The organism is Streptomyces taklimakanensis, assembly GCF_009709575.1.
Lineage (GTDB): Bacteria > Actinomycetota > Actinomycetes > Streptomycetales > Streptomycetaceae > Streptomyces > Streptomyces taklimakanensis.
The window spans coordinates 2,905,234-2,931,522 of the sequence record NZ_WIXO01000001.1 but is presented as its reverse complement, the minus strand read 5'-3'; the positions used below and the strand labels follow the sequence as shown (position 1 = coordinate 2,931,522).

General features: G+C 72.3%; 24 protein-coding genes and 1 tRNA gene. 13 read left to right on the top strand and 12 right to left on the bottom strand.

Translation table 11 applies throughout. From position 1 onward, the window contains the following. Positions 1 to 124: 124 nt before the first annotated feature. The 5 genes from F0L17_RS12775 to F0L17_RS12755 are packed head-to-tail and all read right to left on the bottom strand — an operon-like array spanning position 125 to position 6,027. On the bottom strand, positions 125 to 1,594 hold the full coding sequence (locus F0L17_RS12775; RefSeq protein WP_162466128.1) for a penicillin-binding transpeptidase domain-containing protein: 1,470 nt from the start codon (positions 1,592 to 1,594) through the stop codon (positions 125 to 127). Beyond that, positions 1,591 to 2,994 (bottom strand): FtsW/RodA/SpoVE family cell cycle protein, encoded by a 1,404-nt coding sequence (locus F0L17_RS12770; RefSeq protein ID WP_155071178.1) that lies wholly within the window; start codon positions 2,992 to 2,994, stop codon positions 1,591 to 1,593. Before F0L17_RS12770 ends, F0L17_RS12775 begins: the two co-directional genes overlap by 4 nt. 13 nt (positions 2,995 to 3,007) lie before the next feature. Then, positions 3,008 to 4,684 carry a protein phosphatase 2C domain-containing protein gene (locus F0L17_RS12765; RefSeq protein WP_162466127.1) on the bottom strand — a complete coding sequence of 559 codons (1,677 nt, stop codon included), beginning with the start codon at positions 4,682 to 4,684 and terminating at the stop codon, positions 3,008 to 3,010. Positions 4,685 to 4,709: 25 nt separating this feature from the next. After that, a complete protein-coding gene (locus F0L17_RS12760; RefSeq protein WP_155071177.1) occupies positions 4,710 to 5,207 on the bottom strand; it encodes an FHA domain-containing protein FhaB/FipA in 498 nt (165 codons plus the stop codon). A gap of 10 nt (positions 5,208 to 5,217) precedes the next feature. Next, on the bottom strand, positions 5,218 to 6,027 hold the full coding sequence (locus tag F0L17_RS12755) for an FhaA domain-containing protein (protein WP_162466126.1): 810 nt from the start codon (positions 6,025 to 6,027) through the stop codon (positions 5,218 to 5,220). A gap of 315 nt (positions 6,028 to 6,342) precedes the next feature. Between F0L17_RS12755 and F0L17_RS12750 the strand changes: the two genes are divergently transcribed. The 4 genes from F0L17_RS12750 (at position 6,343) to F0L17_RS12735 (ending at position 9,861) form a co-directional block, all read left to right on the top strand. Further along, positions 6,343 to 6,426: transfer RNA gene (locus tag F0L17_RS12750), tRNA-Leu, on the top strand. 428 nt (positions 6,427 to 6,854) lie between these two features. After that, on the top strand, positions 6,855 to 8,246 hold the full coding sequence (locus tag F0L17_RS12745) for a DUF2252 family protein (RefSeq protein WP_162466125.1): 1,392 nt from the start codon (positions 6,855 to 6,857) through the stop codon (positions 8,244 to 8,246). 247 nt (positions 8,247 to 8,493) lie between these two features. Then, a complete protein-coding gene (locus F0L17_RS12740; protein WP_338018066.1) occupies positions 8,494 to 9,426 on the top strand; it encodes a hypothetical protein in 933 nt (310 codons plus the stop codon). A gap of 93 nt (positions 9,427 to 9,519) precedes the next feature. Continuing rightward, positions 9,520 to 9,861, top strand: a complete 342-nt coding sequence (locus tag F0L17_RS12735) for a rhodanese-like domain-containing protein (RefSeq protein WP_155071175.1) — start codon at positions 9,520 to 9,522, stop codon at positions 9,859 to 9,861. A 113-nt stretch (positions 9,862 to 9,974) separates the two neighbouring features. On the opposite strand, the gene F0L17_RS12730 is transcribed toward F0L17_RS12735, so the two are convergent. From F0L17_RS12730 to paaA, 5 genes are read right to left on the bottom strand one after another with little or no spacing between them, the layout of a single operon-like run. After that, positions 9,975 to 11,042, bottom strand: coding sequence for a 2Fe-2S iron-sulfur cluster-binding protein (locus tag F0L17_RS12730; protein ID WP_155071174.1), 1,068 nt, complete (start codon positions 11,040 to 11,042; stop codon positions 9,975 to 9,977). After that, positions 11,039 to 11,578, bottom strand: a complete 540-nt coding sequence (gene paaD / locus F0L17_RS12725; protein WP_420802416.1) for a 1,2-phenylacetyl-CoA epoxidase subunit PaaD — start codon at positions 11,576 to 11,578, stop codon at positions 11,039 to 11,041. Before paaD ends, F0L17_RS12730 begins: the two co-directional genes overlap by 4 nt. Then, a complete protein-coding gene (gene paaC / locus F0L17_RS12720; protein WP_162466123.1) occupies positions 11,575 to 12,297 on the bottom strand; it encodes a 1,2-phenylacetyl-CoA epoxidase subunit PaaC in 723 nt (240 codons plus the stop codon). Before paaC ends, paaD begins: the two co-directional genes overlap by 4 nt. After that, a complete protein-coding gene (paaB, locus tag F0L17_RS12715; RefSeq protein ID WP_155071173.1) occupies positions 12,294 to 12,581 on the bottom strand; it encodes a 1,2-phenylacetyl-CoA epoxidase subunit PaaB in 288 nt (95 codons plus the stop codon). The genes paaC and paaB overlap by 4 nt, the downstream gene beginning before the upstream one ends. Continuing rightward, positions 12,578 to 13,639 (bottom strand): 1,2-phenylacetyl-CoA epoxidase subunit PaaA, encoded by a 1,062-nt coding sequence (gene paaA, locus F0L17_RS12710; RefSeq protein ID WP_155071172.1) that lies wholly within the window; start codon positions 13,637 to 13,639, stop codon positions 12,578 to 12,580. The genes paaB and paaA overlap by 4 nt, the downstream gene beginning before the upstream one ends. A 367-nt stretch (positions 13,640 to 14,006) precedes the next feature. On the opposite strand from paaA, the gene F0L17_RS12705 reads away from it, so the two are divergent. From F0L17_RS12705 to F0L17_RS12695, 3 genes are read left to right on the top strand one after another with little or no spacing between them, the layout of a single operon-like run. Continuing rightward, positions 14,007 to 14,630, top strand: coding sequence for a DUF5819 family protein (locus tag F0L17_RS12705; protein ID WP_155071171.1), 624 nt, complete (start codon positions 14,007 to 14,009; stop codon positions 14,628 to 14,630). Beyond that, the gene (locus F0L17_RS12700) at positions 14,630 to 16,138 is read left to right on the top strand and encodes an HTTM domain-containing protein (protein WP_238419351.1); all 1,509 of its coding nucleotides are present in this window, start codon (positions 14,630 to 14,632) and stop codon (positions 16,136 to 16,138) included. The genes F0L17_RS12705 and F0L17_RS12700 overlap by 1 nt, the downstream gene beginning before the upstream one ends. Further along, on the top strand, positions 16,135 to 16,842 hold the full coding sequence (locus F0L17_RS12695; protein WP_162466122.1) for a TrmH family RNA methyltransferase: 708 nt from the start codon (positions 16,135 to 16,137) through the stop codon (positions 16,840 to 16,842). Before F0L17_RS12700 ends, F0L17_RS12695 begins: the two co-directional genes overlap by 4 nt. A 129-nt stretch (positions 16,843 to 16,971) precedes the next feature. On the opposite strand, the gene paaN is transcribed toward F0L17_RS12695, so the two are convergent. Further along, complete coding sequence (gene paaN / locus F0L17_RS12690; RefSeq protein ID WP_155071170.1) at positions 16,972 to 18,684, bottom strand: phenylacetic acid degradation protein PaaN; 1,713 nt, start codon at positions 18,682 to 18,684, stop codon at positions 16,972 to 16,974. 217 nt (positions 18,685 to 18,901) lie between these two features. Here paaN and F0L17_RS12685 point away from each other — a divergent pair, with 217 nt between their 5' ends. Next, the gene (locus tag F0L17_RS12685; protein ID WP_155071169.1) at positions 18,902 to 19,528 is read left to right on the top strand and encodes a TetR/AcrR family transcriptional regulator; all 627 of its coding nucleotides are present in this window, start codon (positions 18,902 to 18,904) and stop codon (positions 19,526 to 19,528) included. A 28-nt stretch (positions 19,529 to 19,556) separates the two neighbouring features. Here the strand turns inward: F0L17_RS12685 and F0L17_RS12680 are convergent, their stop codons facing one another. After that, positions 19,557 to 20,054 (bottom strand): Lrp/AsnC family transcriptional regulator, encoded by a 498-nt coding sequence (locus F0L17_RS12680; RefSeq protein WP_155071168.1) that lies wholly within the window; start codon positions 20,052 to 20,054, stop codon positions 19,557 to 19,559. Positions 20,055 to 20,235: 181 nt separating this feature from the next. Here F0L17_RS12680 and pdhA point away from each other — a divergent pair, with 181 nt between their 5' ends. From pdhA to F0L17_RS12655, 5 genes are read left to right on the top strand one after another with little or no spacing between them, the layout of a single operon-like run. Continuing rightward, entirely contained in the window at positions 20,236 to 21,405 is a 1,170-nt protein-coding gene (pdhA, locus tag F0L17_RS12675; RefSeq protein ID WP_155071167.1) for a pyruvate dehydrogenase (acetyl-transferring) E1 component subunit alpha, read from the top strand. Further along, positions 21,402 to 22,472 (top strand): alpha-ketoacid dehydrogenase subunit beta, encoded by a 1,071-nt coding sequence (locus tag F0L17_RS12670; RefSeq protein ID WP_155071166.1) that lies wholly within the window; start codon positions 21,402 to 21,404, stop codon positions 22,470 to 22,472. Before pdhA ends, F0L17_RS12670 begins: the two co-directional genes overlap by 4 nt. Next, positions 22,472 to 23,857, top strand: coding sequence for a dihydrolipoamide acetyltransferase family protein (locus F0L17_RS12665; protein WP_155071165.1), 1,386 nt, complete (start codon positions 22,472 to 22,474; stop codon positions 23,855 to 23,857). The genes F0L17_RS12670 and F0L17_RS12665 overlap by 1 nt, the downstream gene beginning before the upstream one ends. Before the next feature lie 16 nt (positions 23,858 to 23,873). Next, positions 23,874 to 24,776, top strand: a complete 903-nt coding sequence (locus tag F0L17_RS12660; RefSeq protein WP_155071164.1) for an NTP transferase domain-containing protein — start codon at positions 23,874 to 23,876, stop codon at positions 24,774 to 24,776. Beyond that, entirely contained in the window at positions 24,773 to 26,287 is a 1,515-nt protein-coding gene (locus F0L17_RS12655) for a molybdopterin molybdotransferase MoeA (protein ID WP_155071163.1), read from the top strand. Before F0L17_RS12660 ends, F0L17_RS12655 begins: the two co-directional genes overlap by 4 nt. The last annotated feature ends 2 nt before the right edge of the window (positions 26,288 to 26,289 follow it).

Below are 26,289 nucleotides of genomic sequence, written 5' to 3'. Positions count from 1 at the left end.
CAGCCCTCTCCGTTCGTCCTGACCGTCTCCCTGCGCGGTCCGGCGGTGCTGTTGCTCGCCATACCGTACCCGGACCGGATGAGAGGCCGGGACGCCGCTGTCACCGACGTGAGGTGCCTCTCGGTCACCCCTTGCCTTCGAGCGCGGCCTTCATCATGGCCTTGGCCACCGGTGCGGCCAGCTTGCTGCCCGCGATGTCGTCGCGGAGAACGTCGGCGCTCTCGATGATGACCGCGACGGCGATCGGCGTGGACCCGTCGGCGGTCTTCGCGTAGGAGACGAACCAGGCGTACGGGTTCTCCTCGTTGTTCTCGCCGTGCTGGGCGGTTCCGGTCTTGCCACCGACTGTGACGCCGTCGATCTGGGCGATGGTTCCGGTGCCCTTCTCGACGACCGTCTCCATCGCCTGCTGGAGCTTCTGCGCGGTCTCACCCGAGATGGGCTGTCCCATCTCCTTGGGCTTGTGCTCCTCGACGGTGCTGAGGTTCGGCGCGACGAGCCGGTCCACCATGTACGGCTCCATCATCTTGCCGTCGTTGGCGACCGCCGCGGTGACCATGGCCATCTGGATCGGGGTGGCGCGGTTGGACGCCTGGCCGATGCCGGCCTGGGCGTTCTGCGGCTGGTTGTCCTCGGGGTAGACGGAGACCGCGGTGCGGACCGGGACGAAGTGCTCCTGACCGAAGCCGAACTTCTCGGCGTACTCGATCATCTCCTCGTTGCCGACCTCGTGGGCGATCTTGGCGAAGACCGTGTTGCAGGACCACTGCATCGCCACCCGGAGCGAGGCGTTCTCACAGGAGTGGTTGCCGTCGTTGGGCAGGTTCGTCCTGGTGCCCGGGAGGAGGTACGGGTCCGGGGAGTCGGTCTTCTCGTCGATGTCCTCGTACAGACCGCTCTCGATCGCGGCGGCGGCGGTGACGATCTTGAACGTCGAACCGGGCGGGTAGGTCTGGCGCAGCGCCCGGTTGAGCATCGGGTCGCTGGGGTCGTTCTCCTTCTGGAGCTTCTTCCAGGCCTCGGCGTCCTTGGCGGAGTTGCCCGCGAAGACGGAGGGGTCGTACGAGGGAGTGCTGATCAGGCCGAGGATGGCACCGGTCTCGGGATTGATCGCGACGGCCGCGCCCCTCTTGTCGCCCATCGCCTCGAAGCCGGCCTGCTGGACGGACTGGTCCAGCGTCGTGACGACGTTGCCGCCCTTCTGGTCCTTGCCGGTGATCATGTCGATGGTGCGGTTGAAGAACAGCCGGTCGTCGTCCCCGGTGAGGATGCCGTCGTAGATGGCCTCCAACTGGGTGGCGCCGTACGCCTGCGAGGCGTAGCCCGTGACCGGGGCCCACATCTCGCCGTTCTTGTACGTCCGCTTGTACCGGAAGTCGGTCCCCTCGACCTCGGTCGAACCGGTGATCGCCTCCCCGTTGGAGAGGATGATGTTGCCGCGCGGCTGGCCGTAGCGCTCGATGGCGACGCGGCGGTTCTTCGGGTCGCTCTGCAACTCGTCGGCCTGGACGAACTGGATCCAGTTGGCGCGGACCATCAGGGCGACCATGAGCAGACCGCAGAAGATGGCGATGCGGCGCAGGGGCTTGTTCACGATCGGACCACCTGGGTCATCTCGACGTCGGGTGAGGGCGCGGGGGCGGGGGCGGGCCGTCGGGCGGTGTCGCTGATCTTCAACAGGATCGCGACGAGCGCCCAGTTGGCGATGACGGACGAGCCACCCTGCGCCAGGAAGGGCATGGTCATGCCGGTCAGCGGGATGAGGGCCATCACACCGCCGGCCACCACGAAGACCTGGATGGCGAAGGCCGCGGACAGGCCCACGGCGAGCAGCTTGCCGAACGGGTCGCGGGCGGCCAGGGCGGTGCGGACCCCGCGCTCCACGAGGAGGCCGTACAGCAGGACGAACGCCATGACGCCGGTCAGACCCAGCTCCTCGCCGACGGTGGCGAAGATGTAGTCGCTCCTGGCGGCGAAGCCGATCAGGTCGGAGTGGCCCTGACCGAGCCCGGCGCCGATGATGCCGCCGGCACCGAAGGCCCACATGGCCTGCGCGGGCTGGTTGGCGTTGCCGGTCTCCCGGACGACGTGGAAGGGGTCCAGCCAGTCCTCGACACGGCCCTGTACGTGGGGCTCGAAGCTGGCCACGGCCACCGCGCCGGCCACGGCCAGGGTGAGGCCGAAGAGGATCCAACTGGTGCGCTCGGTGGCCACGTACAGCATCACGACGAAGAGGCCGAAGAAGAGCAGCGAGGTGCCCAGGTCGGTCTCGAAGACCAGGATGAGGACGCTGAGCGCCCAGATCACCAGGATCGGACCGAGGTCGCGGCCGCGCGGCAGGTACAGGCCCATGAAACGGCGGCTGGCCAGCGCCAGGGCGTCTCTCTTCACCATCAGGTAGCCGGCGAAGAAGACCGCGATGATGATCTTCGCGAACTCGCCGGGCTGGATGGACATCCCGCCGATGGTGATCCAGATCTTGGCGCCGTAGACCGCCGGGAAGAACATCGGCAGGATCAGCAGGACCAGCGCCACGGCCATCGAGATGTAGGTGTAGCGCTGGAGGATCCGGTGGTCCTTGAGGAAGATCAGCACGGCGAGGAAGAGCGCTATGCCCAGCGCGGACCACATCAGCTGGTTGGGGGCGGCGGCGCCCTCCCTGACCAGAGGGACCCGTTCGGACTGGTCGAGCCGCCAGATCAGCACCAGCCCCATCCCGTTGAGGAGCGTGGCGATGGGCAGCATCAACGGATCGGCGTACGGCGCGAACTTCCGCACCACCAGGTGCGCGATGCCGGCGAGCAGGCCGAGACCGAGGCCGTAGCCGAGCATGCCCGCCGGGACCTCGCCGTTGACGGCCAGGCCCACGTTGGCGTAGGCGAACACCGGGATCAGCACCGCGAAGGCGAGCATCGCCAGCTCGGTGTTGCGGCGGCTGGGCAGGTCCCCGGAGGAGATCGTGGTGTTGCTGCCCGTGGTGTGACTGGTGCTCATGGAGTGCGGCCCCCTATGGCGTGGTGCACTGCTTGGCGAGCTTCTGCTGTTCCTCCGGAAGGGTGGGGCCCGGGGTGGGAGCGGCGGTGGAGCTCTGGGTGCTGTCGCTTGCGGTGCGGACGGACGTGGCGGTGGTGTGGGTGAAGAGGGCGGCGAGAGACGCGGCGGAGGGGTCGCCGGACGGAGGCGCGCCGTTCCCGGTCTCCTCGCCCGTGCCGGCCCCGCCGCCTTCCGTGCCGCCTTCCGCGCCTCCCGTCGTGTCGCCGACCTTGTCGTCGGACTCCGCCTCGGCCTCGGCCTCGGCACGCTGCCGTTCCTGGCGCTGCTCGGCCACGATCCTGCAGACCTCGGCCTGCTCCTCCAGCTTCCTCAGCCGGTCCTCGGCCTGCGCGAGGCTGCCCATGGAGATGCCCTCCTCGACCTCGTTGCGCTGGTAGGCCGGGAGGTACTTGAGTTCGACCGCGGAACGCCGCTCGATCTCGCTGAGTTCGATCCAGCCCAGCTTCTGGGTGATGCCGCGGTAGATCGCCACGTGGTCGCCCTCGACGCCGACGTAGTACTGCGTCTGCGTCCAGCGGTGGCCCGCGTACAGGCCACCGCCGACGACACCGAGCACGAGCGCCACGAGGAGGGAGCGCTTGAGCCAGGTGAGGCCTCTGCGTGGCTTGTCGAAGGCGCCTTCGGCGTACGCCCCGAAGGCGCCGTTCGGCGGTGCCGCCCCGGCCCCGCCGCCGGGCGGGCCGAAACCGCCCGAGGAACCGTCCGACGTCTGCTGCTGGGGCACGCCGCCGCGGCCGAGTTCGGCCGCGCGCGCGGCGGGGGTCTGGAGGGTGCCCGGGTCGCCGAGCTGGTGCTGGTTCTCGGCGACGGCGCCCACGATCACCGGGGTGTCGTTGAGCTGCCCGGCGAGGGTGTCGCCGTCGTCGACGTCGAGGACGTCGGCGACGATGCAGGTGATGTTGTCCGGGCCGCCGCCGCGCAGGGCGAGCTGGATCAGCTCCTGCACGGTCTCGTGCGGACCCTGGTAGCCGGCGAGGGTCTCCTCCATCGTCTGGTGGCTGACGACACCGGAGAGGCCGTCGGAGCAGAGCAGATAGCGGTCCCCGGGCCGCACCTCGCGGATGGACAGGTCGGGCTCGACCCGGTCGCCGCTGCCCAGCGCGCGCATCAGCAGGGAGCGCTGCGGGTGGGTGGTGGCCTCCTCCTCGGTGATCCGGCCCTCGTCCACCAGCCGCTGGACCCAGGTGTGGTCCTGGGTGATCTGGGTGAGCCGGCCGTCGCGCAGCAGGTACGCGCGGGAGTCGCCCACATGGACCAGGCCGAGCCGGCGGCCCGTCCACAGCAGGGCGGTGAGCGTGGTGCCCATGCCCTCCAGCTGCGGGTCCTCCTCGACCATGACGCGGAGCTGCTCGTTGGCGCGCTGCACGGCGGAGCCGAGCGAGGTGAGGAGGTCGGACCCGGGAACGTCGTCGTCCAACTGGACGAGGATGGAGATCACCTCGGAGCTGGCGACCTCGCCGGCGGCCTGGCCCCCCATGCCGTCGGCGATCGCGAGCAGCCGGGGACCGGCGTAGCCGGAGTCCTCGTTGCCCTCGCGGATCATGCCTTTGTGCGATCCGGCGGCGAAGCGCAGTGACAGGCTCATGCGCACCTCGCCCGTCGGCTCCGGGTACATCCGCACGGTGCCCACCCTCCGGTCGTCATGGTCGCGTCCACTACTTCCGCAGCTCGATGACCGTCTTGCCGATGCGGATCGGCGCACCGGGCGGAATCGGTGTCGGCGTGGTGAGCCGGGTCCGGTCGAGGTACGTGCCGTTGGTGGAGCCCAGGTCCTCGACGATCCACTGGCCGTCGCGGTCCGGGTAGATCCGGGCGTGGCGGCTGGAGGCGTAGTCGTCGTCCAGCACGATCGTCGAGTCGTGGGCCCGGCCGAGCGTGATGGTCTGTCCCTGGAGGGCCACGGTGGTGCCGGTGAGCGACCCCTCGGTCACCACGAGCTTGGTCGGGGCGCCGCGCCGCCGTCCGCCGCCGCGGCCGGTCGGCTGCTGGGCCTGGCGCGGCTGAGGCGGACGTTGCGCCTCGCGGCGGGCGGTGCGTTGGGTCACGCGGGTGCCGAAGAGGTCGCTCCTGATGACCTGCACGGTCACGATGACGAACAGCCACAGTACGGCGAGAAAACCCAACCGCATGACCGTCAGGGTCAGCTCTGACATTGCCCCCGCTTCACCCTTCGGCTTGCCGGTAAATGATCGTCGTGCTGCCCACGACGATGCGTGAGCCGTCGCGGAGCGTAGCGCGCGTGGTGTGCTGTCCGTCCACCACGATGCCGTTGGTGGAGCCCAGGTCCTGGATCGTGGTGGGGTTTCCGGCCCGGATCTCGCAGTGCCGCCGGGAGACGCCGGGGTCGTCGATCCGCACGTCGGTCTCGGTGGAGCGGCCCAGCACCATGGTGGGGCGGGAGATCTGGTGGCGGGTGCCGTTGATCTCGATCCAGCGGCGAGTCTGGGCGGAGGGCAGCGCCCCGCCTCCGCCGGGGGCCCCGGGCGGCGGGCCGGCGGGCATGGGCGGGGGCCCCGCGGGCCGCTGCGGCGGGTATCCGTAACCGCCGCCGGGGGCGCCGTGCGGAGGCGGCGGGGACTGGGGGCGGGGCTGGGAGGTGCTGGAGGCGAGAGTGCGGCTGCGGACCCGGTACAGGCCGGTGTCGAGGTCGTCGGCGCGCTCCAGGTGGACCTTGACCGATCCCATGAAGGTGTAGCGCTGCTGCTTGGCGTACTCGCGCACCATCCCGGCCAGTTCGTCGCCGAGCTGCCCGGAGTACGGGCTGAGGCGTTCGTGGTCCGGGGCGCTGAGCTCGACGATGAAGTCGTTGGGCACGACCGTACGCTCGCGGTTCCAGATGGTGGCGTTGTTGTCGCACTCGCGCTGGAGGGCGCCCGCGATCTCGACGGGCTGTACCTCCGACTTGAACACCTTGGCGAAGGTGCCGTTGACGAGACCCTCGAGTCGCTGCTCGAAGCGCTTCAGAACTCCCACGGTGCACCTCCTTCCCCGATGCCCTCGGCTCTAGTGCGCCGGTCGCACACGACGCGTCGCCTCCGATACTGCTTACTGATCGTATCCACGCGCGAGGAAAACGGCTGGTTCCCTTCCGGGCCTGGCGCGCGGGTGTCAACCCTCACACGGATCGTAGAGCCGGCACGCGACCAGTGTCCCAAACCGGCGGGGTCGATACGGGTGTGAGACCACCCCGCGAGGCGTGCTAATGTTCTGGGTGTCGCCAGGCGATCCCGACGGAACGGAGCGAAACGCTCCGGGAAGTGTGGGAGAATCCGAAGCGACAGCACCCATGCGCGGGTGGCGGAATAGGCAGACGCGCTGGATTCAGGTTCCAGTGCCCGAAAGGGCGTGGGGGTTCAACTCCCCCCTCGCGCACAGAGAACGCGGAGCGGGCTCCGATCGTGACAAGAGTCACGGTCGGGGCCCGCTCCGCGTCGTGTCCGGGGGCGGCTCCGCGTTCGGTTCCGGCTCTCGACCGAGGGCGCGCCGGAGGGCGCCGGAGCCCGGCGGGGCCCCCTCGGGCCGCACCCTCCTTTGAAGTTCCTTCGCGGCGGCGCGGACGCGACGACCGGGGTGTGATCTGTCGCACTCTCCGCCTCGGGGAGGCGCGCCGACCGGCCGGACGGAGGTCCCCGCACCCGGGAGCGGGCTCCGGACACGCGCCCGGGGCTGCACAACCGGGGGGACGGACAAGTACCTTCTTCCCCACTGATCGTCATCGGCCGGCCGGTCCGCCGACTTCGGGCGCCGGCCACCGGCGCCCGTCGGCCCGGTCGGCGGCAAGTCGCACAGGGGGTGGGGCCGTGACCGAGCGGCTGCCGTACGTGCCGGGGTTCGCGGACCGGGGGAACCGGGAGTCGCCGAAGCGGGTGGGCAAGGCGCTGCGCGAGGCGGTGCCCCGGAGGGCGCACGCCGCGTTCACCGAGGTACCGAACCGGCCGGACGCGCCGACCGCCGTCGAGGAGTCCAACCGCGGCAGGATCGAGGAACTGGTTCCGATCCGGGTCGGACGCATGATCGCCTCGCCCTTCGCGTTCCTGCGCGGCTCGGCCGGGCTGATGGCCCACGACCTGGCGTACGGCACGCCCACCACCGGACCGGCCGCGCAGCTCTGCGGGGACGCGCACGCCGCCAACTTCGGCATCTACGGCGACGCCCGGGGCGGCCTGACCATCGACCTCAACGACTTCGACGAGACCGTGCGCGGTCCCTGGGAGTGGGACCTCAAACGGCTGGCCGCCTCCCTGGTGCTGGCCGGGCGCGAGGCGGGCGTGGGCGAGGACGTCTGTCGGCGGGCGGCGTACGACGCGGCCGGGGCGTACCGGCACACCCTGCGGCTCCTGGCGAGGATGTCCGCGGCGGACGCCTGGAACGCCGTCGCCGACGAGGAACTGGTCTCCCACGCCGACGCCCACGAACTGCTGGGCACCCTGGAGCGGGTCTCCGCCAAGGCACGGCGCAACACCAGTGCCCGCTTCGCCGCCAAGTCGACCCGCGAGACGGAGGACGGCGGCCGGGTCTTCGTGGCCGCCCCACCCGTGCTGCGCAGGATCGGCGACGCGGAGGCGGCCGCCGTGGTGTCCTCGCTGGAGGAGTACCTGCGGACGCTGCCGGAGGACCGGCTGCCCCTGCTGGCCCGGTACGCGGTGCACGACGTGGCGTTCCGGGTCGTCGGCACCGGCAGCGTGGGCACCCGCTCGTACGTGGTGCTGCTCCTGGACCACCGGGGCAAGCCGTTGGTGCTCCAGGTGAAGGAGGCCCGCCCCTCGGTGTTGCGCCCGTACACGGCCCGGGTGGGCCTCGCCGAGCCGGAGCCGGAGCACGAGGGGCGCCGGGTGGTGCTGGGACAGCAGCGGATGCAGGTGGTGTCGGACACGCTGCTGGGGTGGACGACCGTGGAGGGGCGGCCGTACCAGGTGCGACAGTTCCGCAACCGCAAGGGCAGCGTGGACCCGGCGGCGCTGGTGGCGGAGGAGATCGACGACTACGGGAGGATGACGGGCGCCCTGCTGGCCCGTGCGCACTCCCACAGCGCCGACCCGAACGTCCTGGCGGCCTACTGCGGCAAGTCGGACGAGCTGGACGCGGCGGTGGCCGCGTTCGCCGTGGCCTATGCGGACCGCACGGAGAAGGACCACGCGGACCTGGTGGCCGCCGTGCGGGCCGGGAGGCTGCCGGCCGAGACGGGGGTGTGAGGGGGCGGGCACGGATCCGGGGGCCTGGGGCGGAGGAGAGGACGGAAGGCCGGGATCCGGGCCGGTGCCCGGTGGGGCGTGAGCCGCGCGACGGCATGGGGACGGAGCGTTCCGGGGCCGTAGGCTGGCTGGGTGACGCCGCGGTCCTCCCGGGCGGCGACCCGGGGATGGGACCGTGGCGCGAGAGCCCCGGGCCGGTGGATCCCGGCCGGGGAGGCAGACAACCGCCGTCGCGACGAGGATGCCCGTGAAACCGGAAGCCCAGCAGGAAGCCGAAGCCCGGCAGACCGGTCCCCAGGCCGAGCGGGAAGCCGTCGAGCGCCTCGACCGTGCCGTCCGTGCGGCCGAGACCGCGCTGATCGAGTACGAGATCGCCGTGGAGACCTTCCGCATCGAGGTGGAGAACTTCTCCCGGCTGCACCAACAGCGGCTCGGGCCGCTGTACGTCAGGCTCGACGAACTGGACGCGTTGATCGCGGAGGCGGTGGCGGCACGCACCGGCGACCCCGAGGACCTGCGCAAGGCGCGGGAGGCGAGGGCCTCGGTGCTGCCGATGCCGCGGGTCGAGGAGTTGCTCCAGGGGTGGATGGACTCCGACGGGCTGCCCCCGGAGGCCACCGCGATGCTCACCGATCAGCGGGTGCGGCCGCCGGAGCGGGTGCGGCCCGGCGAGCGGGCCAGGCGGTTGTACCGGGAGCTGGTGCGCCTGGCCCACCCGGACCTGGCCCAGGAGGAGGCGGAACGGGAGCGGCGCGAGGAGTTCCTCGTCCGCGTGAACAAGGCGTACGCCGACGGGGACGAGGAACTGCTGGCGGAGCTGACCGAGGAGTGGGCCGCCGGGCCGCCCGATCCCGCGGCGCGGGAGGAGGCGCGTGCCGAGGAGCTGTACGCGCGTCTGGAGTGGTTGACCTACCGCAGGGAACTGCTGGCCCGGGTGGTCTCCGGGCTGGAGGAGAGCGCGATCGGGTCGATGCTGAAGCTGGCGCCGGACGACCCGGACGGGTTGCTGGAGGAGATCGGCGAACGACTTCGGACACAGATCGCGGAGAAGGAGGCGCGTCTGGTCGAGCTGTCGGCCGCCGTGGCGACGCCCGACGGTGGCGCGGGCGCCGGTGGGGCGGGGGCGCCGGGCACGGGCGCGTCGGGTGCCGGGACGACCGGCGCCGGCCGGGCGGGTTAGGTTCGGGGTGGGCCGCCGTGCGCCGGCGGCCGAGAAGTGCGAGTGTTCCGACGGTGCCGGTGCGGCCGGTGCCGGAGAGAGGGGCGTGGCCCGATGCAGTACGGCCGACTTCCGTCGGTGGATGTCGCGGCGGTGCCGTCCGACGGTCTCCTGCTGGACGTCCGGGAGGACGACGAATGGGCGGCCGGGCACGTCGAGGGAGCGGTACACGTTCCGATGAGCCGGTTCGTGGAGCGACTGGGCGAGGTGACGGAGCGCGCCGCCGATCGGACGGTGTACGTGGTCTGTCGGGTCGGCGGCCGTTCGGCACAGGTCACCCGGTACCTGTTGGCGCAGGGCGTCGACGCGGTGAACGTGGACGGCGGCATGTTGGCCTGGGAAGCCACCGGACGTCCGCTGGTGAACGACGGGCAGGGGCCGGCTCACGTGGCCTGAGAACCGTGGGATCCGAGGACACGGGCCCCGGTGCCGTCCCCCTGTCGTGTGGGAGGGGACGGCACCGGGGCCCTGTGCGCCGGCAGGCGCCGAGCTTTCGCGAGTGGGACCCGTCAGGCGTCGAAATCGACCTCGACGGCCTCGGTGACCGGACGTGACTGGCAGGCCAGCACGTACCCGGCCGAGACCTCGTCCGGCTCCAGCGCGAAGTTGCGGTCCATGCTCACCTCGCCGGAGACCAGCTTCACGCGGCAGGTGCCGCACACCCCGCCCTTGCAGGCGTAGGGAGCGTCGGAGCGGTTGCGCAGCACCGTCTCCAGCAGCGTTTCGCCGCCCCCGACGGGCCAGACGCCCATCCGGCCGCCGAGCGTCGCAGTGAGCTTCGCGCCGCTCGGCGCGGACCGGTCCGCGGCCCGCTTCCGCGGACCGGCGGAAGCGTCGTCCACATGGAAGATCTCCTGGTGGATCGAGGTGGCGGGCACTCCGAGCGCGCCCAGCGCCCGCGCGGCGCCGGAGACCAGTCCGTGCGGTCCGCACAGGAACCAGTCGTCGACATCGTCCACCGGCAGCAGGGCGGGCAGCAGCGTGGTGAGGCGCTCGGTGTCGAGCCGCCCGGTGGATGGGCCCGCCTGCCGCTCCTCTCGGGAGAGCGTGTGCACCAGGTGGAAGCGGTCGGGGTGGCGGTCCTTCAGCTCGGCGACCTCCTCCAGGAACATCGCCGACGCGGCGGTGCGGTCGCTGCGTATCAGGTGGAACTTGGCTTCCGGTTCTTCGGAGAGGAGCGTGGCGGCGATGGAGAGCACCGGGGTGATGCCGCTGCCGCCCACGATCGCCGCGAAGCGGCCCGGACGGGGCCGTAGGGTGAAGCGGCCCGTCGGGGGCGTCACCTCGATCGTGTCGCCGACGGACAGCTCCTTGAGGGCATGGGTGGAGAACGCGCCGCCCTCCACCAACCGGATGCCGACCTTCAGCAGTGGGGTGGCGGGTGCCTTCGCGGCCGGTGCGCAGACGGAGTAGGTGCGGCGCACCTCCGTACCGTCCACCTCGTGCCGCAGCGTGACGTGCTGGCCGGGAACGTGCCGGAAGATGTCGTGCGCCTCGGGCGGGATGTCGAACGTCACGGCCACCGCGTCGTCCGTGAGCCGTTCGACCTCGCGGACCCGGAGCGGGTGGAACCTCATGTCAGCTCCTTGAAGTGGTCGAACGGCTCCCGGCAGGAGGCGCAGCGGCGCAACGCCTTGCAGGCGGTGGACGAGAAGCGGCTGAGCAGGGTGGTGTCGGTCGAGCCGCAGCGGGGACAGCGGACGGCCAGGTCCACCGCGACCGGCCCGCCCCCCGGGGCGCCACCGGTGGGGCGGGGCGGCGCGATGCCGAACTCGGCCAGCTTGCGGCGGCCCTCGGCGGTGATCGCGTCCGTCGTCCAGGGCGGGGAGAGGACGGTGCGGACGCTCACGTCCGTCATGCCGTGTTCACGCAGAGCCTGTACGACGTCGGCGGACATGGTCTCGACCGCCGGGCAACCGGTGTAGGTCGGGGTCAGTTCGACCTCCACCCGGCCCGGCCCGAGGACGTGGAGCCCGCGCAGCACGCCCAACTCGGCCAGGGTGAGCACCGGCAGCTCCGGGTCGGGGACGGAACCCGCGACGCCGAGCAGCTCCTTCTCCAGGGCGGTCGGCTCCTCCGGTGTCCCGGCGGGGAAGCCCGCCCCGCGCGTCACCACGACGCCCCCGGGTGACTGCGGTGCAGATGCTGCATCTCGGCGAGCATCCGGCCGAACGGCTCGGTGTGGACGCCCTGTCGTCCGGCGCCGGCGGCCCAGGAAGCGTTCCGCGGGCCCTGGGGAAGGGACAGGGAGGCGCGTTCCAGCACGGCCGTGACACGCCGTGTCCACTCCTCGCGCAGGCCGTCCCAGTCGACGTCCAGGCCCTCGATCGGTTGGGACAACTCGCCGGTGTAGCGCCACAGTCCGTCCAGCGCGGCCCGCATGCGCTCGTGGCTGACATCGGTGCCGTCGCCCAGGCGCAGCGTCCAGTGCTCGGCGTGGTCGCGGTGGTAGGCGACCTCCTTGACCGCCTTCGCGGCCAGCGCGGCCAACTCGCCGTCATCGGTGCCACCGTCGGCCAACCGCTCGTAGAGCAGTTCCTGATGGGTGGAGAAGTACAACTGACGGGCGATGGTGTGGGCGAAGTCGCCGTTCGGCCGCTCCACCAGTTGGACGTTGGTGAAATCCCGCTCCTCGCGGAGGTACGTCAGCTCGTCCTCGTCGCCCGCCATCGACAGCAGGGTGCGGGCCTGGCCCAGCAAGTCCAGCGCGATGTTGGCGAGGGCGACCTCCTCCTCCAGGACGGGGGCGTGGCCGGCCCACTCGCCCAACCGGTGGGAGAGCACCAGGGCGTCGTCGCCGAGGGCCAGGAGTGCCGTGCGGGGGGCGCTCACAGGTGCTTCACCCCTTCGGGGACCTCGTAGAAGGTGGGGTGGCGGTAGGGCTTGTCGGCGGCGGGCTCGAAGAACGGGTCCTTCTCGTCCGGCGAGGAGGCGGTGATCTCGGCCGAGGGCACCACCCAGATCGAGACTCCCTCCGAGCGACGTGTGTACAGGTCTCGCGCGTTGCGCAGGGCCATCTCGGCGTCGGGTGCGTGCAGGCTGCCCGCGTGGGTGTGGGACAGGCCGCGCCTGCTGCGGACGAAGACCTCCCACAGGGGCCATTCGCTGGTGGTCATGCCGTCGCCCTTCCGTGCCCGTCGCCGTTGGTCGTGCCGTTGGTCGTGCCGCTGCCGCCGTGGTCATGACGGCGGTCGTCACCGTGACCACCACCGTGTTTGCGGGCGTACGCCGCCGCGGCCTCGCGCACCCAGGTGCCCTCCTCATGGGCGCGGCGCCGCTGCTCCAGCCGCTGTTCGTTGCAGGGGCCGTTGCCGCGCAACACCTCGTGGAACTCGGACCAGTCGATCGGACCGAAGTCGTAGTGGCCGCGCTCCTCGTTCCACCTCAGCTCCGGATCGGGGAGGGTCAACCCGAGGGACTCGGCCTGGGGAACGCAGATGTCCACGAAGCGCTGGCGCAACTCGTCGTTGGAGTGTCGCTTGATCTTCCAGGCCATGGACTGTGCCGAGTGCTTCGACGCGTCGTCGGGCGGACCGAACATCATCAGCGAGGGCCACCACCAGCGGTCCACGGCGTCCTGCGCCATCGCGTGCTGGGCCGGCGTGCCGCGGCTGAGGGCCAGCAGCAGTTCGTACCCCTGGCGCTGGTGGAAGGACTCCTCCTTGCAGACGCGGACCATGGCCCGCGCGTAGGGCCCGTAGGAGCAGCGGCACAGCGGAACCTGGTTGGTGATCGCCGCGCCGTCCACCAGCCAGCCGATCGCGCCGACGTCGGCCCAGGTGAGGGTGGGGTAGTTGAAGATCGAGGAGTACTTCTGGCGCCCGGTGTGCAGCTTGTCCAACAGCTCGTCGCGGCTGACGCCCAGCGTCTCGGCGGCGCTGTAGAGGTACAGGCCGTGCCCGGCCTCGTCCTGCACCTTGGCCATCAGGATCGCCTTGCGGCGCAGTGAGGGCGCCCGGGTGATCCAGTTGGCCTCCGGCTGCATGCCGATGATCTCGGAGTGGGCGTGCTGGGCGATCTGGCGCACCAGCGTCGCGCGGTAGGCGTCCGGCATCCAGTCGCGCGGCTCGATCCGCTCGTCCGCGGTGACGGCCGCGTCGAACACGGCCTGCCGGGCCTCGGCGTCGGCCTCCGGGCCGTCGTCCTGTCCCGTCTCCGGCAGCAGCGTCGTCATGCACAGCTCCCTTTGTTCCGAGGGGCCCGGACTTCCGGGGCGCCCGTGGATCCGGACACCCGGGCTTCGGGACACCGAAAACCTGAACCAACCGACCGATCGTTCGGTTCAATGGTGGTCATCGGCCCCCCACGGTGTCAAGGCTGTGGATAACCTCGTAGGGCCCGGGGCGGTCGCGGAGGGCGGCGGTCGCGGGGCACGGGACCGGCGACGCGGGTACGGAGCGCGCACCGCGGGAGTGCCCGGCGCGGCACGCACGGCGTGGCGGGCGGTGCGCCACCGCGCCGGAGATCGGATCGGGGAGGGCATGGAGCCACAAGCACAGACGCGCCGGGACGCGCCGGCGCCCGGTGGGAGGACGGGGGTGATGGCACTCCCGCCGGGCGCGCGGATCGCCGTCGCGGCGGCGCTGGGGGTCGTCACCGTGCTCGTCGCCGCCCACCTGGCGATGGTCTTCCTGCACATCGCCCCGTCGAACACCCTCAGCAAGCGGTACGGCGAACTGGTGTCGGAGCACATCAACCCGGAGTTCGAGCAGAACTGGAAGCTGTTCGCGCCCAATCCGCTCCAGCAGAACGTCGCCGTCCACGCCCGCGCCGAGGTGCTCCGGCCGGACGGCACCACCGAGCGGACCGGCTGGGTGGACCTGTCGGGCATGGACGTGGAGAACATCCGGGGCAATCCCTTCCCCAGCCACACCGACCAGAACGAGCTCCGTCGGGCCTGGGACTTCTTCACCGGTTCGCACGACGAGGAGAACCGTCCGACCGGCCTGCGCGGCGAACTCTCGGAGGAGTACCTCAAGCGGATCGTGATGCTCCGCTTCGGGAGCGAACTGAACGGCGGAGAGGTCAGGAAGATCCAGGTCCGGTCGGCGACCACGCCGGTCGGGACACCGCCGTGGAGTGACGAGAACGTCGGCACGGAGACCACCTACCGGGTGCTTCCCTGGTGGGCGGTCGACAGCACGGATGTACCGGAGGGCAAGTGATGCGGTCCGAAGACGGCTCCTCCGTCCCGTCCGTCCCCGCGGCGCGGTCGCCCGAGGAGCGTGACGCCGGGGACCGTACGGCCGAGGGACCCGGGGAGCACGTGCCGCGGCGGCGGCCCGCCACGGGCGGGGACGGCGGGGCCGAAGGAGCCGAGGCGGCTCCCGTCTCCCTCCGGGGGTGGGCGCGGCGGTTCGCCGCCGGTGTCGACGACGCGATCGTCCGCGGCATCGTCCGGGTCGGCGATCACGCGCTCGGTCCCCACCAGGCCGCGGTCGTGCGCATCGGCTTCGCCTTCACCTGGCTGGTGTTCCTGCTCTTCGAATGGCCGAACCGGCGCGAACTGTACGGGCCCAACGGCCCGTGGAGCCGGGAGCTGGCCGAGCGGCTGATCGACACCAATCACGCCTTCACGGCGTTGCTGTGGTTCGACGGGACCGTCTGGTTCGAGGTCGTCTACGCCCTCGCGCTGCTCTCCGCCGCGGCTCTGCTGGTGGGCTGGCACACCCGGGCCACCTCGGTCCTGTTCATGATCGGTGTGCTGTCGCTGCAGAACCACAGCGTCTTCATGGGCGACGGAGGCGACAACGTCATCCATCTGATGGCGCTGTACCTGGTGTTCACCCGCTGCGGTCTGGTCTGGTCCCTCGACGCGCGCCGGGCCCGACGGTCCCCCGCCGCGGCCGGAGGCTCGGGAGCGGACCCGACCGGTGTGGTGCTGTGGTCGGTGCTGGGCGCCGTCCTGCTGTTGGTCACCGTGCGCGGTGAGCTGAGCTGGTTCGGTGACGACGGACCGGTGCTCCACGTCGGCTGGGCCACCGTCCTGTGGGGGCTGTGGCTGGTGTACGGCCTGTGGTGGTACGTCTCCCGGCCCGGCGCCGGTGCGGACGCCGATACGGACGCCGGTGCGGACCCCGGTGCCGCGGGGCGACCGGCCGGGGGTCGGCGCGCCGCGGTCCGCGGACTGATGGACATCCTCGGCAACATCGTGCACAACGCCACCCTGCTGGTGATCATGGCAGAGGTCTGCCTGATCTACGCGACGGCCGGTTGGTACAAGATCCAGGGCTCGCGCTGGCAGGACGGCACCGCCGTCTACTACCCCATGCACCTGGACTACTTCGCCCCCTGGCCGGCCCTCTCCGAGCTGCTGGGCAGCAGTGGCCTGATGATCATGGTGTTGAGTTACGGCACGGTGATCGTCCAGGTCGCCTTCCCCTTCACCCTCTTCAACCGTCGGGTGAAGAACGTGCTGCTCGTGATGATGATGGTCGAGCACGCCGGTATCGCCGTCATCCTCGGCCTGCCGTTCTTCTCGCTGGCGATGATCGCCGCCGATGCCGTCTTCCTGCCGACGGTCTTCCTGGTGTGGGCCGGCGCCCGGGCCTCCGGCGCGGCCGGACGGATCCGCGGACTGATGGGGAGACGGGGGACTCACCAGGAGTCCGACGGCGGAGAAGGGGCGGAGCGGTCGGACACCGGTGACCCCACACGTACTCTCGTGGGGTGAACGGCAGCGAGACGGAGGGCCGGGAGGAACCGGTCCAGTACGACGAGGGCCACGGGCCCGAGGTGGGAGTCGGCCCCCATCCCGAGCCGTGGCCGACGGACGAGCGGTACGACCCGGAACTGTTGGCGCACGGCGACCGGCGCAACGTCGTCGACCGCTACCGTTACTGGAAGCGCGAGGCGATCGTCGCCGACCTCGACACCCGGCGGCACGACTTCCACGTCGCGGTGGAGAACTGGAGCCACGACTTCAACATCGGCAGCGTCGTGCGCACCGCCAACGCCTTCCTGGCCGGAAAGGTCCACATCGTCGGCAGGCGCCGCTGGAACCGGCGCGGCGCGATGGTCACCGACCGCTATCAGCACATCGTCCACCACCCCGATGTCGCGGCCCTCGCCGAGTGGGCCCGGGGCGAGGAACTGCCGATCATCGGAATCGACAACCTTCCCGGTGCCGTCCCGTTGGAGACCACCGAGTTGCCGCGCCGCTGTGTTCTGCTCTTCGGACAGGAGGGACCGGGGTTGACGGAGGAGGCGTGGAAGCACGCCGAGAAGGTCTGCTCCATCGCCCAGTTTGGTTCCACCCGCTCCATCAACGCGGGAGCGGCCGCGGCCATCGCCATGCACGCCTGGGTCCGCGCGCACGCGGGAGTCGGTCAGGACGCTCCGACCTCCCGGGAGCGCCGCGCCGTCGAACGGCCGTGACCGTTGTGAAACGGCCGTGACGACCACGGGGACGAGGAGCGGCCCACCGGACGCTCCCCGCCCCGCCGTCATCGGCCCGAGGCCGCCCGACCCGGATCACCGGCGGGCGCGGGACCGCGCCGGGCGGTGTCAGGCCGGCCTGCGCACCTCCACCACACGGAAGCGGCTCGCCACGAACGCGCCGTCGCACAGGGCGGCGTTGGCCGCCGGGTTGCCGCCGGAGCCGTGGAAGTCGGAGAACGCCGCCGTCTGGTTCACGTACACCCCGCCGGTGAGGTTCAACGAGAGCTGGGCGCACTCCTCCAGGCAGGCCTCCTCCACCAGCCGCTCGGCGTCCGGCGAGGTGGTGTACGCGCCGACCGTCATCGCGCCTCGGTGTCGGATGGTGCGGCGCAGCAGCTCCACCGCCGCCTCGGTGGACTCCACCGCGACGGCGAAGGAAACCGGACCGAAGCACTCCGACATACAGACCGACTCCGACTCCGGCGCGCCGCCGTCCAGCTTGACGATCACCGGGGTACGGACCGTGGCCTCGGGGAACTCCGGGTGCTCCACCGCGCGGGAGGCCAGGGCGACCTCGCCCAGTTCCGCCGCGCCCTCCAGGCGTTCCCGCACTCCCGGATTGACGATCGCCCCCAGCAACGCGACGGCCCGCTGGTCGTCGCCCAGCAGTTTGTCCACCGCGGTCGCCAGGTCGGAGACGACCTCGTCGTAGGACTTGTGGCCCGCGTCGGTGTCGATGCCGTCGCGCGGGATCAGCAGGTTCTGCGGGGTGGTGCACATCTGGCCGCTGTAGAGGGAGAGCGAGAACGCCAGGTTGCCCAGCATGCCGCGGTAGTCGTCGGTGGAGTCGACGACGATCGTGTTGACCCCGGCCTTCTCCGTGAAGACCTGGGCCTGACGGGCGTTGGCCTCCAGCCAGTCGCCGAAGGAGGTCGAGCCGGTGTAGTCGATGATCCGGACCTCGGGCCGGAGGGCGAGCTCCTTGGCGATTCCCTCGCCGTCCCGCTCGGCGGCCAGCGCCACCAGGTTCGGGTCGAAGCCGGCCTCGGCGAGCACCTCGCGGGCGACCCGCACCGTCATGGCGAGCGGGAGGACGGCCCGGGGATGCGGCTTGACCAGCACCGGGTTGCCCGTGGCCAGAGAGGCGAACAGACCCGGGTAGCCGTTCCAGGTCGGGAAGGTGTTGCAGCCGATGAGCAGCGAGACGCCGCGCGGCACCGGCGTGAACTCCTTGCGCAGCCGGAGCGGGTCGCGCTTGCCCTGCGGCTTGTTCCACTCCGCCGCCTCCGGCGTGCGGCTCTGCTCGGCGAAGGCGTACGCCACCGCCTCCAGGCCCCTGTCCTGGGCGTGCGGGCCGCCCGCCTGCATCGCCATCAGGTACGCCTGCCCGCTGGTGTGCATCACCGCGTGGGCGAACTCGTGGGAGCGGGCGTTGATCCGGGCCAGGACCTCCAGGCACACCGCCGCCCGGACCTCGGGCCCGGCGTCCCGCCAGGCGGGCATCGCGGCGCGCATCGCGGGCAGCAGCACCCCCGCGTCGGCGTGCGGGTACTCGGTGCCCAGCTTCGGGCCGTACGGCGACACCTCGCCGGCCACCCAGCCGTCCGTGCCGGGCTGGTCGAGGTCGAAGCGGGTGCCCAGCAGCGCGTCGAAAGCGGCCTTCCCCTCGGCGGCGCTCAGGGAACCGTGTTCCTCGCCGTACGCCTTGGGATGCTCCGGATACGGGGACCAGTACTCCCGGGAGCGAATCGCTTCCAGCGCCCGATCCAGCACGGGACGGTGCTTCTCCACGAGCCGTGCCGTGGTCTGCGGCGGAGCCTGGGTGGGTGCGGCGGCCATCGGGGACCAACTCCTCATCGAGTGGGGTCGAGCGGGTCGAGCGGGTGGGTGGCGGTGCGCGCACGGAACGGTGTACCGAGGCCGGCCGCGACCGGACTGCCGGTGCGCGGGCGGACGGCGCGGAAGGCCGTGCGCGAACGGAAGGACAGGTAGATACTGCTACCGAACGATCGGTCGGGGCAAGAGGGGCAGGCCGCCTGTGGATAACATCGGGACCATGCCAGTCAAGCCATCGGACAGGGCGCCCAGGCGCGACACCTACACGCCCGAATCGCTCCTCGCGGTGGCCGTGGAGGTCTTCAACCGGCGCGGTTACGACGGCACCTCGATGGAGCACCTGTCCAAGGCGGCGGGGATCTCCAAGTCCTCCATCTACCACCACGTCAAGGGCAAGGAGGAGCTGCTGCGCCGGGCGATATCCCGTGCGCTCGACGGCCTCTTCGCGATCCTGGACGAGCCGGAGGCCCGCCGCGGCCGGGCGATCGAACGGCTGGAACACGTCGTCCGGCGCACCGCCGAGGTGCTGATGGCCGAGTTGCCCTACGTCACCCTGTTGTTGCGGGTGCGCGGCAACACCCGCACCGAACGCTGGGCGATGGAGCGGCGGCGGGAGTTCGACCACCGGGTCGCCGAACTGCTCAGGGCCGCCGCCGCCGAGGGCGACCTCCGCGCCGACCTCGACGCCCGGCTGGCGACCCGACTGCTCTTCGGAATGATCAATTCCATCGTGGAGTGGTACCGACCGCTGCCCGACGACTCCTCCGACCGCGGGCCGGTCGCCGACGCGGTGGTGCGGATCGCCTTCGAGGGGCTGCGCGACCACGGCGGTCCGACGCGTCCCTGAACCGCGCCTCCCCGGCCGCGGCCCCGGCTCACGGCTCCGGTTCCAGGTCGGTCTCCTCGAAGACCAGCAGCGTTCGGGTGCTCAGCACCTCGGGTATCGCCTGTATGCGGGTGAGCACCAGCTCCCGCAGGGCCCGGTTGTCGGCCGTGTGGACCAACAACAGCACGTCGAAGTCGCCGCTGACCAGCGCGATGTGCGCGGCTCCCGGCAGCGCCTTGAGTTTCTCGCGCACCGTGCGCCAGGAGTTCTGCACGATCTTCAGCGTGATGTAGGCGGAGGCGCCCTGACCCGCGCGTTCGTGGTCCACCCGGGCCGCGAAGCCGCGGATCACGCCGTCCTCGACGAGTCGGTTGATCCGGGCGTACGCGTTCGCCCGCGACACGTGCACCCGCTCGGCGATCGACCGCACCGAGGCACGGCCGTCCAACTGGAGCATCCGCAGGATGGCCCGGTCGACCGGGTCGAGCGGCCTGGCCGGCGGCCGGGTCTCTTCCGGCGCCCCGGGAGCCATCTGTTCCTCCGGCATGGCCTGCCGCCTCCCCTCGGTGGACGTACTGCCGACATCCCACGCTCCGCAGAACCGTTTGTCCACAGGGCGGTGCCCACCCGTAGCCAAAATGCGCCGGCGACCGAACAATCGGTAGGGGAAGTCGCCGGACCGGCGTCTGCCCCTGTCCGCCGATGCCCCCTACCAGGAGGTGCTCGCCATGACGGTCCTGGAGCAGCCAGGCTCCCACCGCCCCTCGCCACCGCCCGCCTGGCGGCCGCGCACCGATCCGGCCCCGCTGCTGCCGGACGCCGAGCCGTACCGGCTGCTGGGCACCGGGGCGGAGCTGGATCCGGAACTGCTCGGGGCGCTGTACCGGCAGGTGGTCAAGGGTCGGCGTTACAACCGCCAGGCCACCGCGCTCACCCGGCAGGGCAGGCTGGCCGTCTATCCCTCCTCGACCGGCCAGGAGGCGTGCGAGGTGGCCGCCGCCATGGTCCTTCGGGAGCGGGACTGGCTCTTCCCCAGCTACCGCGACACCCTGGCCGCCGTCGCCCGCGGCATGGATCCGGCCGAGGCCCTCGGCCTCCTCCGTGGTGACTGGCACACCGGCTACGACCCGTACGAACACCGGGTCGCCCCGCTCTCCACCCCGCTGGCCACCCATCTGCCCCACGCCGTCGGCCTCGCCCACGCGGCCCGCCTCAAGGGTGACGACGTGGTGGCGCTGGCCATGGTCGGCGACGGCGGCACGAGCGAGGGCGACTTCCACGAGGCCCTCAACTTCGCCGCCGTCTGGAAGACCCCGACGGTCTTCCTCGTCCAGAACAACGGCTTCGCGATCTCCGTCCCGCTGGCCAAGCAGACCGCCGCTCCCTCGCTGGCCCACAAGGCCGTCGGCTACGGCGTGCCCGGCCGGCTGGTGGACGGCAACGACGCCGCCGCCGTCCACCGGGTGCTGTCCGAGGCCGTCGACCGCGCCCGCGCCGGTGGCGGACCGACCCTGGTGGAGGCCGTCACCTACCGGATCGACGCCCACACCAACGCCGACGACGCCACCCGCTACCGCGGTGACGACGAGGTGGCGGCATGGCTCGAACACGACCCCGTGACGCTACTGGAGCGCGAGCTGGCCGACCGCGGGCTGCTCGACGACGCCATGCGCGACGGGGCGCGGGACGAGGCCGAGGAGATGGCCGCACGGCTGCGGGACCGCATGAACGAGGACCCGGTGCTCGACCCGATGGGTCTCTTCGACCACGTCTACGCGGAGAAGACGGCGCAGTTGAGGGAGCAGGCCGCGCAGCTGCGCGCGGAGCTGGAAGCCGAGAACGGCGACCACGGCGACCACGGCGACCACGACGGACAGGCGAAGGGGGACGGACGATGACGACCGCGACCACCGACAGGAGCGGCGCCACCGCGACCACCCGCAAGCCGGCCACCATGGCCCAGGCCCTCACCCGGGCGATGCGCGATGCCATGGCCCAGGATCCGACCGTGCACGTGCTCGGTGAGGACGTCGGCGTGCTCGGCGGCGTCTTCCGCATCACCGACGGCCTGACGAAGGAGTTCGGCGAGGACCGCTGCACCGACACCCCGCTGGCCGAGGCCGGCATCCTCGGCACGGCCGTCGGCATGGCGATGTACGGCCTGCGGCCGGTGGTGGAGATGCAGTTCGACGCCTTCGCCTACCCGGCGTTCGAACAGCTCCTCAGCCACGTCGCCAAGATGCGCAACCGGACCCGGGGGAAGATGCCGCTGCCCATCACCATTCGGGTGCCCTACGGCGGTGGGATCGGCGGGGTGGAGCACCACAGCGACTCCTCCGAGGCCTACTACATGGCCACCCCCGGCCTCCACGTGGTGACCCCGGCGACCGTCGCCGACGCCTACGGGCTGCTGCGGGCCGCCATCGCCTCCGACGACCCGGTGGTCTTCCTGGAGCCCAAGCGGCTGTACTGGTCGAAGGCCGACTGGTCTCCCGAGGAACCGCAGGCCGTCGCGCCCATCGGCCGGGCCGAGGTCCGCCGCCGGGGCACGTCCGCGACGCTGATCACCTACGGCCCGTCGGTGCCCGTCTGCCTGGAGGCGGCCGAGGCCGCCCGCGAGGAGGGCTGGGATGTGGAGGTCGTCGACCTGCGGTCCCTCGTCCCCTTCGACGACGAGACGGTCTGTGCCTCGGTGCGGCGCACCGGGCGCGCCGTGGTCGTCCACGAGGCCAGCGCGTTCGGGGGGCCCGGTGGCGAGATCGCCGCCCGGATCACCGAACGCTGCTTCCACTACCTTCAGGCGCCGGTGCTGCGGGTGGCCGGATTCGACATCCCCTATCCGCCGCCCATGCTGGAGCGCCGACACCTGCCCGGCGTGGACCGGGTGTTGGACGCGGTCGCCAGGCTCCAGTGGGAGTCGGAGTGGACCGAGCGCCCCGAGGCGTTCGAGGGAGGCACCCGCTGATGGCCGAGGTCCGCGAGTTCACCCTGCCCGATCTGGGCGAGGGGTTGACGGAGGCCGAGATCGTCCGCTGGCTGGTGGACGTCGGTGACGTCGTCGCCGTCGACCAGCCGGTGGTGGAGGTCGAGACGGCCAAGGCGATGGTCGAGGTGCCGTGCCCGTACGGCGGTGTGGTCACCGCCCGGTTCGGCGAGGAGGGCTCCGAGATCCCCGTCGGGGCTCCGCTGGTCACGGTGGCCGTCGGCGCGGCCGCCCGGGAGGGTACCGGGGAGAGCGCCGGGGGAAGCGCCGGGGAGAGCGCCGCCCCTCGGAAGGCGCCGGAGGCGAACGGCGCCGAGCGCGCGGCCGACGAGACGTCCGAGGCGTCGGGGAACGTACTGGTGGGGTACGGCACCGGCGCCTCCACGGCCCGGCGTCGGCGGATCCGTCCACTCCGCGGCGCCCCGGGGCCCGAGCCCACTTCGGCACCGGCCGCTCCCGTGGACGGCCCCGTCCCCGTGATCTCGCCGCTGGTGCGGAGGCTCGCCCGGGAGAACGGGATCGACCTGCGGCAGGTGTCCGGCACCGGTCCACAGGGGTTGATCCTGCGCGCGGACGTCGAGCGCGCGATGGCGACTCCCGCGGCCACGCCGACCCCCGTCCCGGCGACGGTCGGCGGAACCGACGCGGCGGCGCACGGCGGGCACGGCGGGGCGGGCGAGGTCGCCGAGCGCGTTCCGCTGCGCGGACTGCGCGGCGCCGTGGCCGAGAAACTGACCACCTCGCGTCGCGAGATCCCCGACGCCACCTGTTGGGTGGACGCCGACGCCACCGAACTGCTCGCCGCCCGCCGGGCGATGAACGCGGCGGGACCGAAGGTCTCGCTGCTGGCCCTCCTCGCCCGGATCTGCACGGCCGCCCTCGCGCGTTTCCCCGAGCTGAACGCGACGGTGGACACCGCCTCCCGCGAGATCGTCCGGCTGCCCGCCGTCCACCTGGGGTTCGCCGCGCAGACCGAGCGCGGTCTGGTGGTGCCCGTCGTACGGGACGCCCATCGGCGCAACGCCGTCGACCTCACCGGGGAGATCGCCCGACTGACCGAGGCCGCCCGCGCGGGCACCCTGAAGCCCGCCGAACTGACCGGTGGCACCTTCACCCTCAACAACTACGGCGTCTTCGGGGTGGACGGCTCGACACCGATCATCAACCATCCCGAGGCGGCGATGCTCGGCGTCGGACGCATCACCCCCAAGCCGTGGGTGCACGAGGGCGAGCTGGCCGTGCGCCAGGTCGTGCAACTGTCGTTCACCTTCGACCACCGGGTGTGCGACGGCGGAACGGCGGGCGGCTTCCTGCGGTACGTGGCCGACTGCGTCGAGCACCCGGCCGTGCTGTTGCGCACCCTGTGAGGGACATACTCGTGGCATGACCCACGCGTACGACGCCGTCGTCATCGCCGGTGGCGCGGCCCGCCGGCTCGGCGGTGCGGACAAGCCGGCCCTCACGGTGGGGGGCCGAGCACTGCTGGACCGGGTGCTCCACGCCTGCGCGGACGCGGCGCGGACGGTCGTCGTCGGGCCCCGGCGGCCGACCGCGCGGCCGGTGGAATGGGCGCGCGAAGAGCCGCCCGGCGGCGGGCCGCTGGCCGCGCTCGACGCCGGGCTGCGCCGAACGGAGCGCGGGACGGTGCTGGTGCTCTCCGCCGATCTGCCGTTCCTGACGTCCGCCACCGTGCGGAGGCTGCTGGACCGGGTGGGCGGGACTTCGGGCGGGGGTGGGACGGGCTCCCCGGTCGACGGCGCGATCGTCGACGACGGTCGCGCCCAGCCCCTCCTGGGCGTCTACCGAGCCGAGTCGCTCCGCCGTGAACTGGCCCTCGTCGCCACCGAACACGGGCGGCTGGCGGGCCTCCCCCTGCGGTTGCTCACCGACGAGTTGGTGCTGCGCCGGGTGGCCCCGGCCGATCCCGCCGAGGCCCGTGACTGCGACACCTGGGAGGACATCGCGTCGGCCCGCTCCCGGATCAGGGAGCATGGGCGTGTGCTGAACGAATGGATGACCACCGCGAAGTCCGAACTCGGGATCGATCTCGACGTCGACACCGCGCTCCTCCTCGACCTCGCCCGGGACGCCGCCCACGGCGTGGCCCGTCCCGCCGCTCCCCTGACGACCTTCCTCGTCGGGTACGCGGCGGCGCGCGCGGGCGGTGGGGCCGGGGACGTCGCCGAGGCCGCCCGGAAGGCCGGCGAACTGGCCCGTCGCTGGGCCGAGGAGGCGGCGGCGCCGGGCGGCGGGGACGGAGACGCGAAGGGGCCGGACGCCGGATGAGCGGTGACGAACTGGCCGACGCCCTCGCCCTGGTCAACGACCACCGCGGCGACCACCGTGACGACCACCGCACCGCCGACCGCACCGCCGGCGCGGCCGGCGCGGAACCATCCGGCCCGGACGGTTCCCGCGGGACGGCCCATGACGGCCGGAGCCACTCCACGCACCGCGCCCGGCACCACGACTGGCCCACCGCCCGCGCCGTCGCCGCCCGCGCCGGGGCGGAACGGCGTCCCGAATCCGCGACCGTCCCCCTGGCCGAAGCGCTCGGCCACCGCCTCGCCGCGCCCCTGACGGCGCTCACCGACCTGCCGGCGTTCGACACCTCGGCCATGGACGGCTGGGCCGTCTCCGGCCCCGGCCCCTGGGAACTCGACGGGCCCGAGGACGGTCGGCACGACGGCTCCCCCGGCCCCTCCGGTGTGCTGGCCGGCCACGACGCCCCCGCTCCCCTCCTCGACGGGCACGCCGTCCGCATCGCCACCGGTGCCCGCGTACCGCCGGGCACCACCGCCGTGTTGCGCTCCGAGTACGGGGAGGTGCGCGACCGGTGGCTGCGCGCCCCCCGCGCTCCCCACCACGGTGCCGACATCCGTCCCCGCGCCCAGGAGTGCCGTCGGGACGACCACCTGCTGCCCGCCGGTACGGCCGTCACCCCGGCCGTGCTCGGCCTCGCCGCCGCCGCGGGCCTGGACGAGCTGCCCGTCCTTCACCGCCCCCGCGCCGAGGTGTTGGTGCTGGGCGACGAGCTGCTGTCGTCCGGCCTGCCGGAGGGGGGCCGGGTCCGCGACGCGCTCGGTCCCATGGTCGGTCCCTGGCTGGAGGCGGTGGGTGCCGAGGTCGTCGCCACCCGCCGGCTGGGCGACGACGCCGACGCGCTCCTCGCCGCGCTGGCCGGCACCACCGCCGACCTCGTCGTCACCACCGGGGGCACGGCCGCCGGGCCGGTCGACCACGTCCATCCCGCCCTCCACCGGCTGGGTGCCGAACTGCTGGTGGACGGTGTGGCGGTACGTCCCGGTCACCCGATGCTGCTGGCCCGGCTGCCGGGCGGGGCCCATCTGGTGGGGCTGCCCGGCAATCCCCTGGCCGCGATCTCCGGACTCCTCACCCTCGCCGAGCCCCTGCTGCGCTCCTCGCCCCGTGTCCCGTCCCGCACCTCTCCCGGAGCCGTCCCCCGGGCCACGCCCGGCACCACGCCGCCCGACGACGTCTCCCACGACCTCCCCGACGGGGTGTCAGGCGGTGTATCCGGTGGTGTTCCCCGCGATCCCCGCCACGGCGCTCCGGTCCCCCTCCCCACCGCCCGCCTCCTCGACGAGGTCCAGGGACACCCCCGTGACACCCGGCTGGTCCCGGTCGTGCACGATGGCCGAGGTGTACGGCCGCTGCGTTTCTCCGGTCCCGCGATGCTGCGGGGCGTCGCGACGGCCGGCGCCCTCGCGGTCGTGCCGCCCGGCGGCGGTGCCACCGGGTCCGCCGTACCCCTCCTGAGACTTCCGTGGGTGTGACG

Excerpts from the sequence above, each read along its gene's own strand:
- F0L17_RS12770 (WP_155071178.1), bottom strand. The coding sequence starts at position 2,994 with ATGAGCACCAGTCACACCACGGGCAGCAACACCACGATCTCCTCCGGG.
- F0L17_RS12760 (WP_155071177.1), bottom strand. The coding sequence starts at position 5,207 with ATGTCAGAGCTGACCCTGACGGTCATGCGGTTGGGTTTTCTCGCCGTA.
- F0L17_RS12735 (WP_155071175.1), top strand. The coding sequence starts at position 9,520 with ATGCAGTACGGCCGACTTCCGTCGGTGGATGTCGCGGCGGTGCCGTCC.
- F0L17_RS12730 (WP_155071174.1), bottom strand. The coding sequence starts at position 11,042 with ATGAGGTTCCACCCGCTCCGGGTCCGCGAGGTCGAACGGCTCACGGAC.
- paaB (WP_155071173.1), bottom strand. The coding sequence starts at position 12,581 with ATGACCACCAGCGAATGGCCCCTGTGGGAGGTCTTCGTCCGCAGCAGG.
- paaA (WP_155071172.1), bottom strand. The coding sequence starts at position 13,639 with ATGACGACGCTGCTGCCGGAGACGGGACAGGACGACGGCCCGGAGGCC.
- F0L17_RS12705 (WP_155071171.1), top strand. The coding sequence starts at position 14,007 with ATGGCACTCCCGCCGGGCGCGCGGATCGCCGTCGCGGCGGCGCTGGGG.
- F0L17_RS12700 (WP_238419351.1), top strand. The coding sequence starts at position 14,630 with ATGCGGTCCGAAGACGGCTCCTCCGTCCCGTCCGTCCCCGCGGCGCGG.
- paaN (WP_155071170.1), bottom strand. The coding sequence starts at position 18,684 with ATGGCCGCCGCACCCACCCAGGCTCCGCCGCAGACCACGGCACGGCTC.
- F0L17_RS12685 (WP_155071169.1), top strand. The coding sequence starts at position 18,902 with ATGCCAGTCAAGCCATCGGACAGGGCGCCCAGGCGCGACACCTACACG.
- F0L17_RS12680 (WP_155071168.1), bottom strand. The coding sequence starts at position 20,054 with ATGCCGGAGGAACAGATGGCTCCCGGGGCGCCGGAAGAGACCCGGCCG.
- pdhA (WP_155071167.1), top strand. The coding sequence starts at position 20,236 with ATGACGGTCCTGGAGCAGCCAGGCTCCCACCGCCCCTCGCCACCGCCC.
- F0L17_RS12670 (WP_155071166.1), top strand. The coding sequence starts at position 21,402 with ATGACGACCGCGACCACCGACAGGAGCGGCGCCACCGCGACCACCCGC.
- F0L17_RS12665 (WP_155071165.1), top strand. The coding sequence starts at position 22,472 with ATGGCCGAGGTCCGCGAGTTCACCCTGCCCGATCTGGGCGAGGGGTTG.
- F0L17_RS12660 (WP_155071164.1), top strand. The coding sequence starts at position 23,874 with ATGACCCACGCGTACGACGCCGTCGTCATCGCCGGTGGCGCGGCCCGC.
- F0L17_RS12655 (WP_155071163.1), top strand. The coding sequence starts at position 24,773 with ATGAGCGGTGACGAACTGGCCGACGCCCTCGCCCTGGTCAACGACCAC.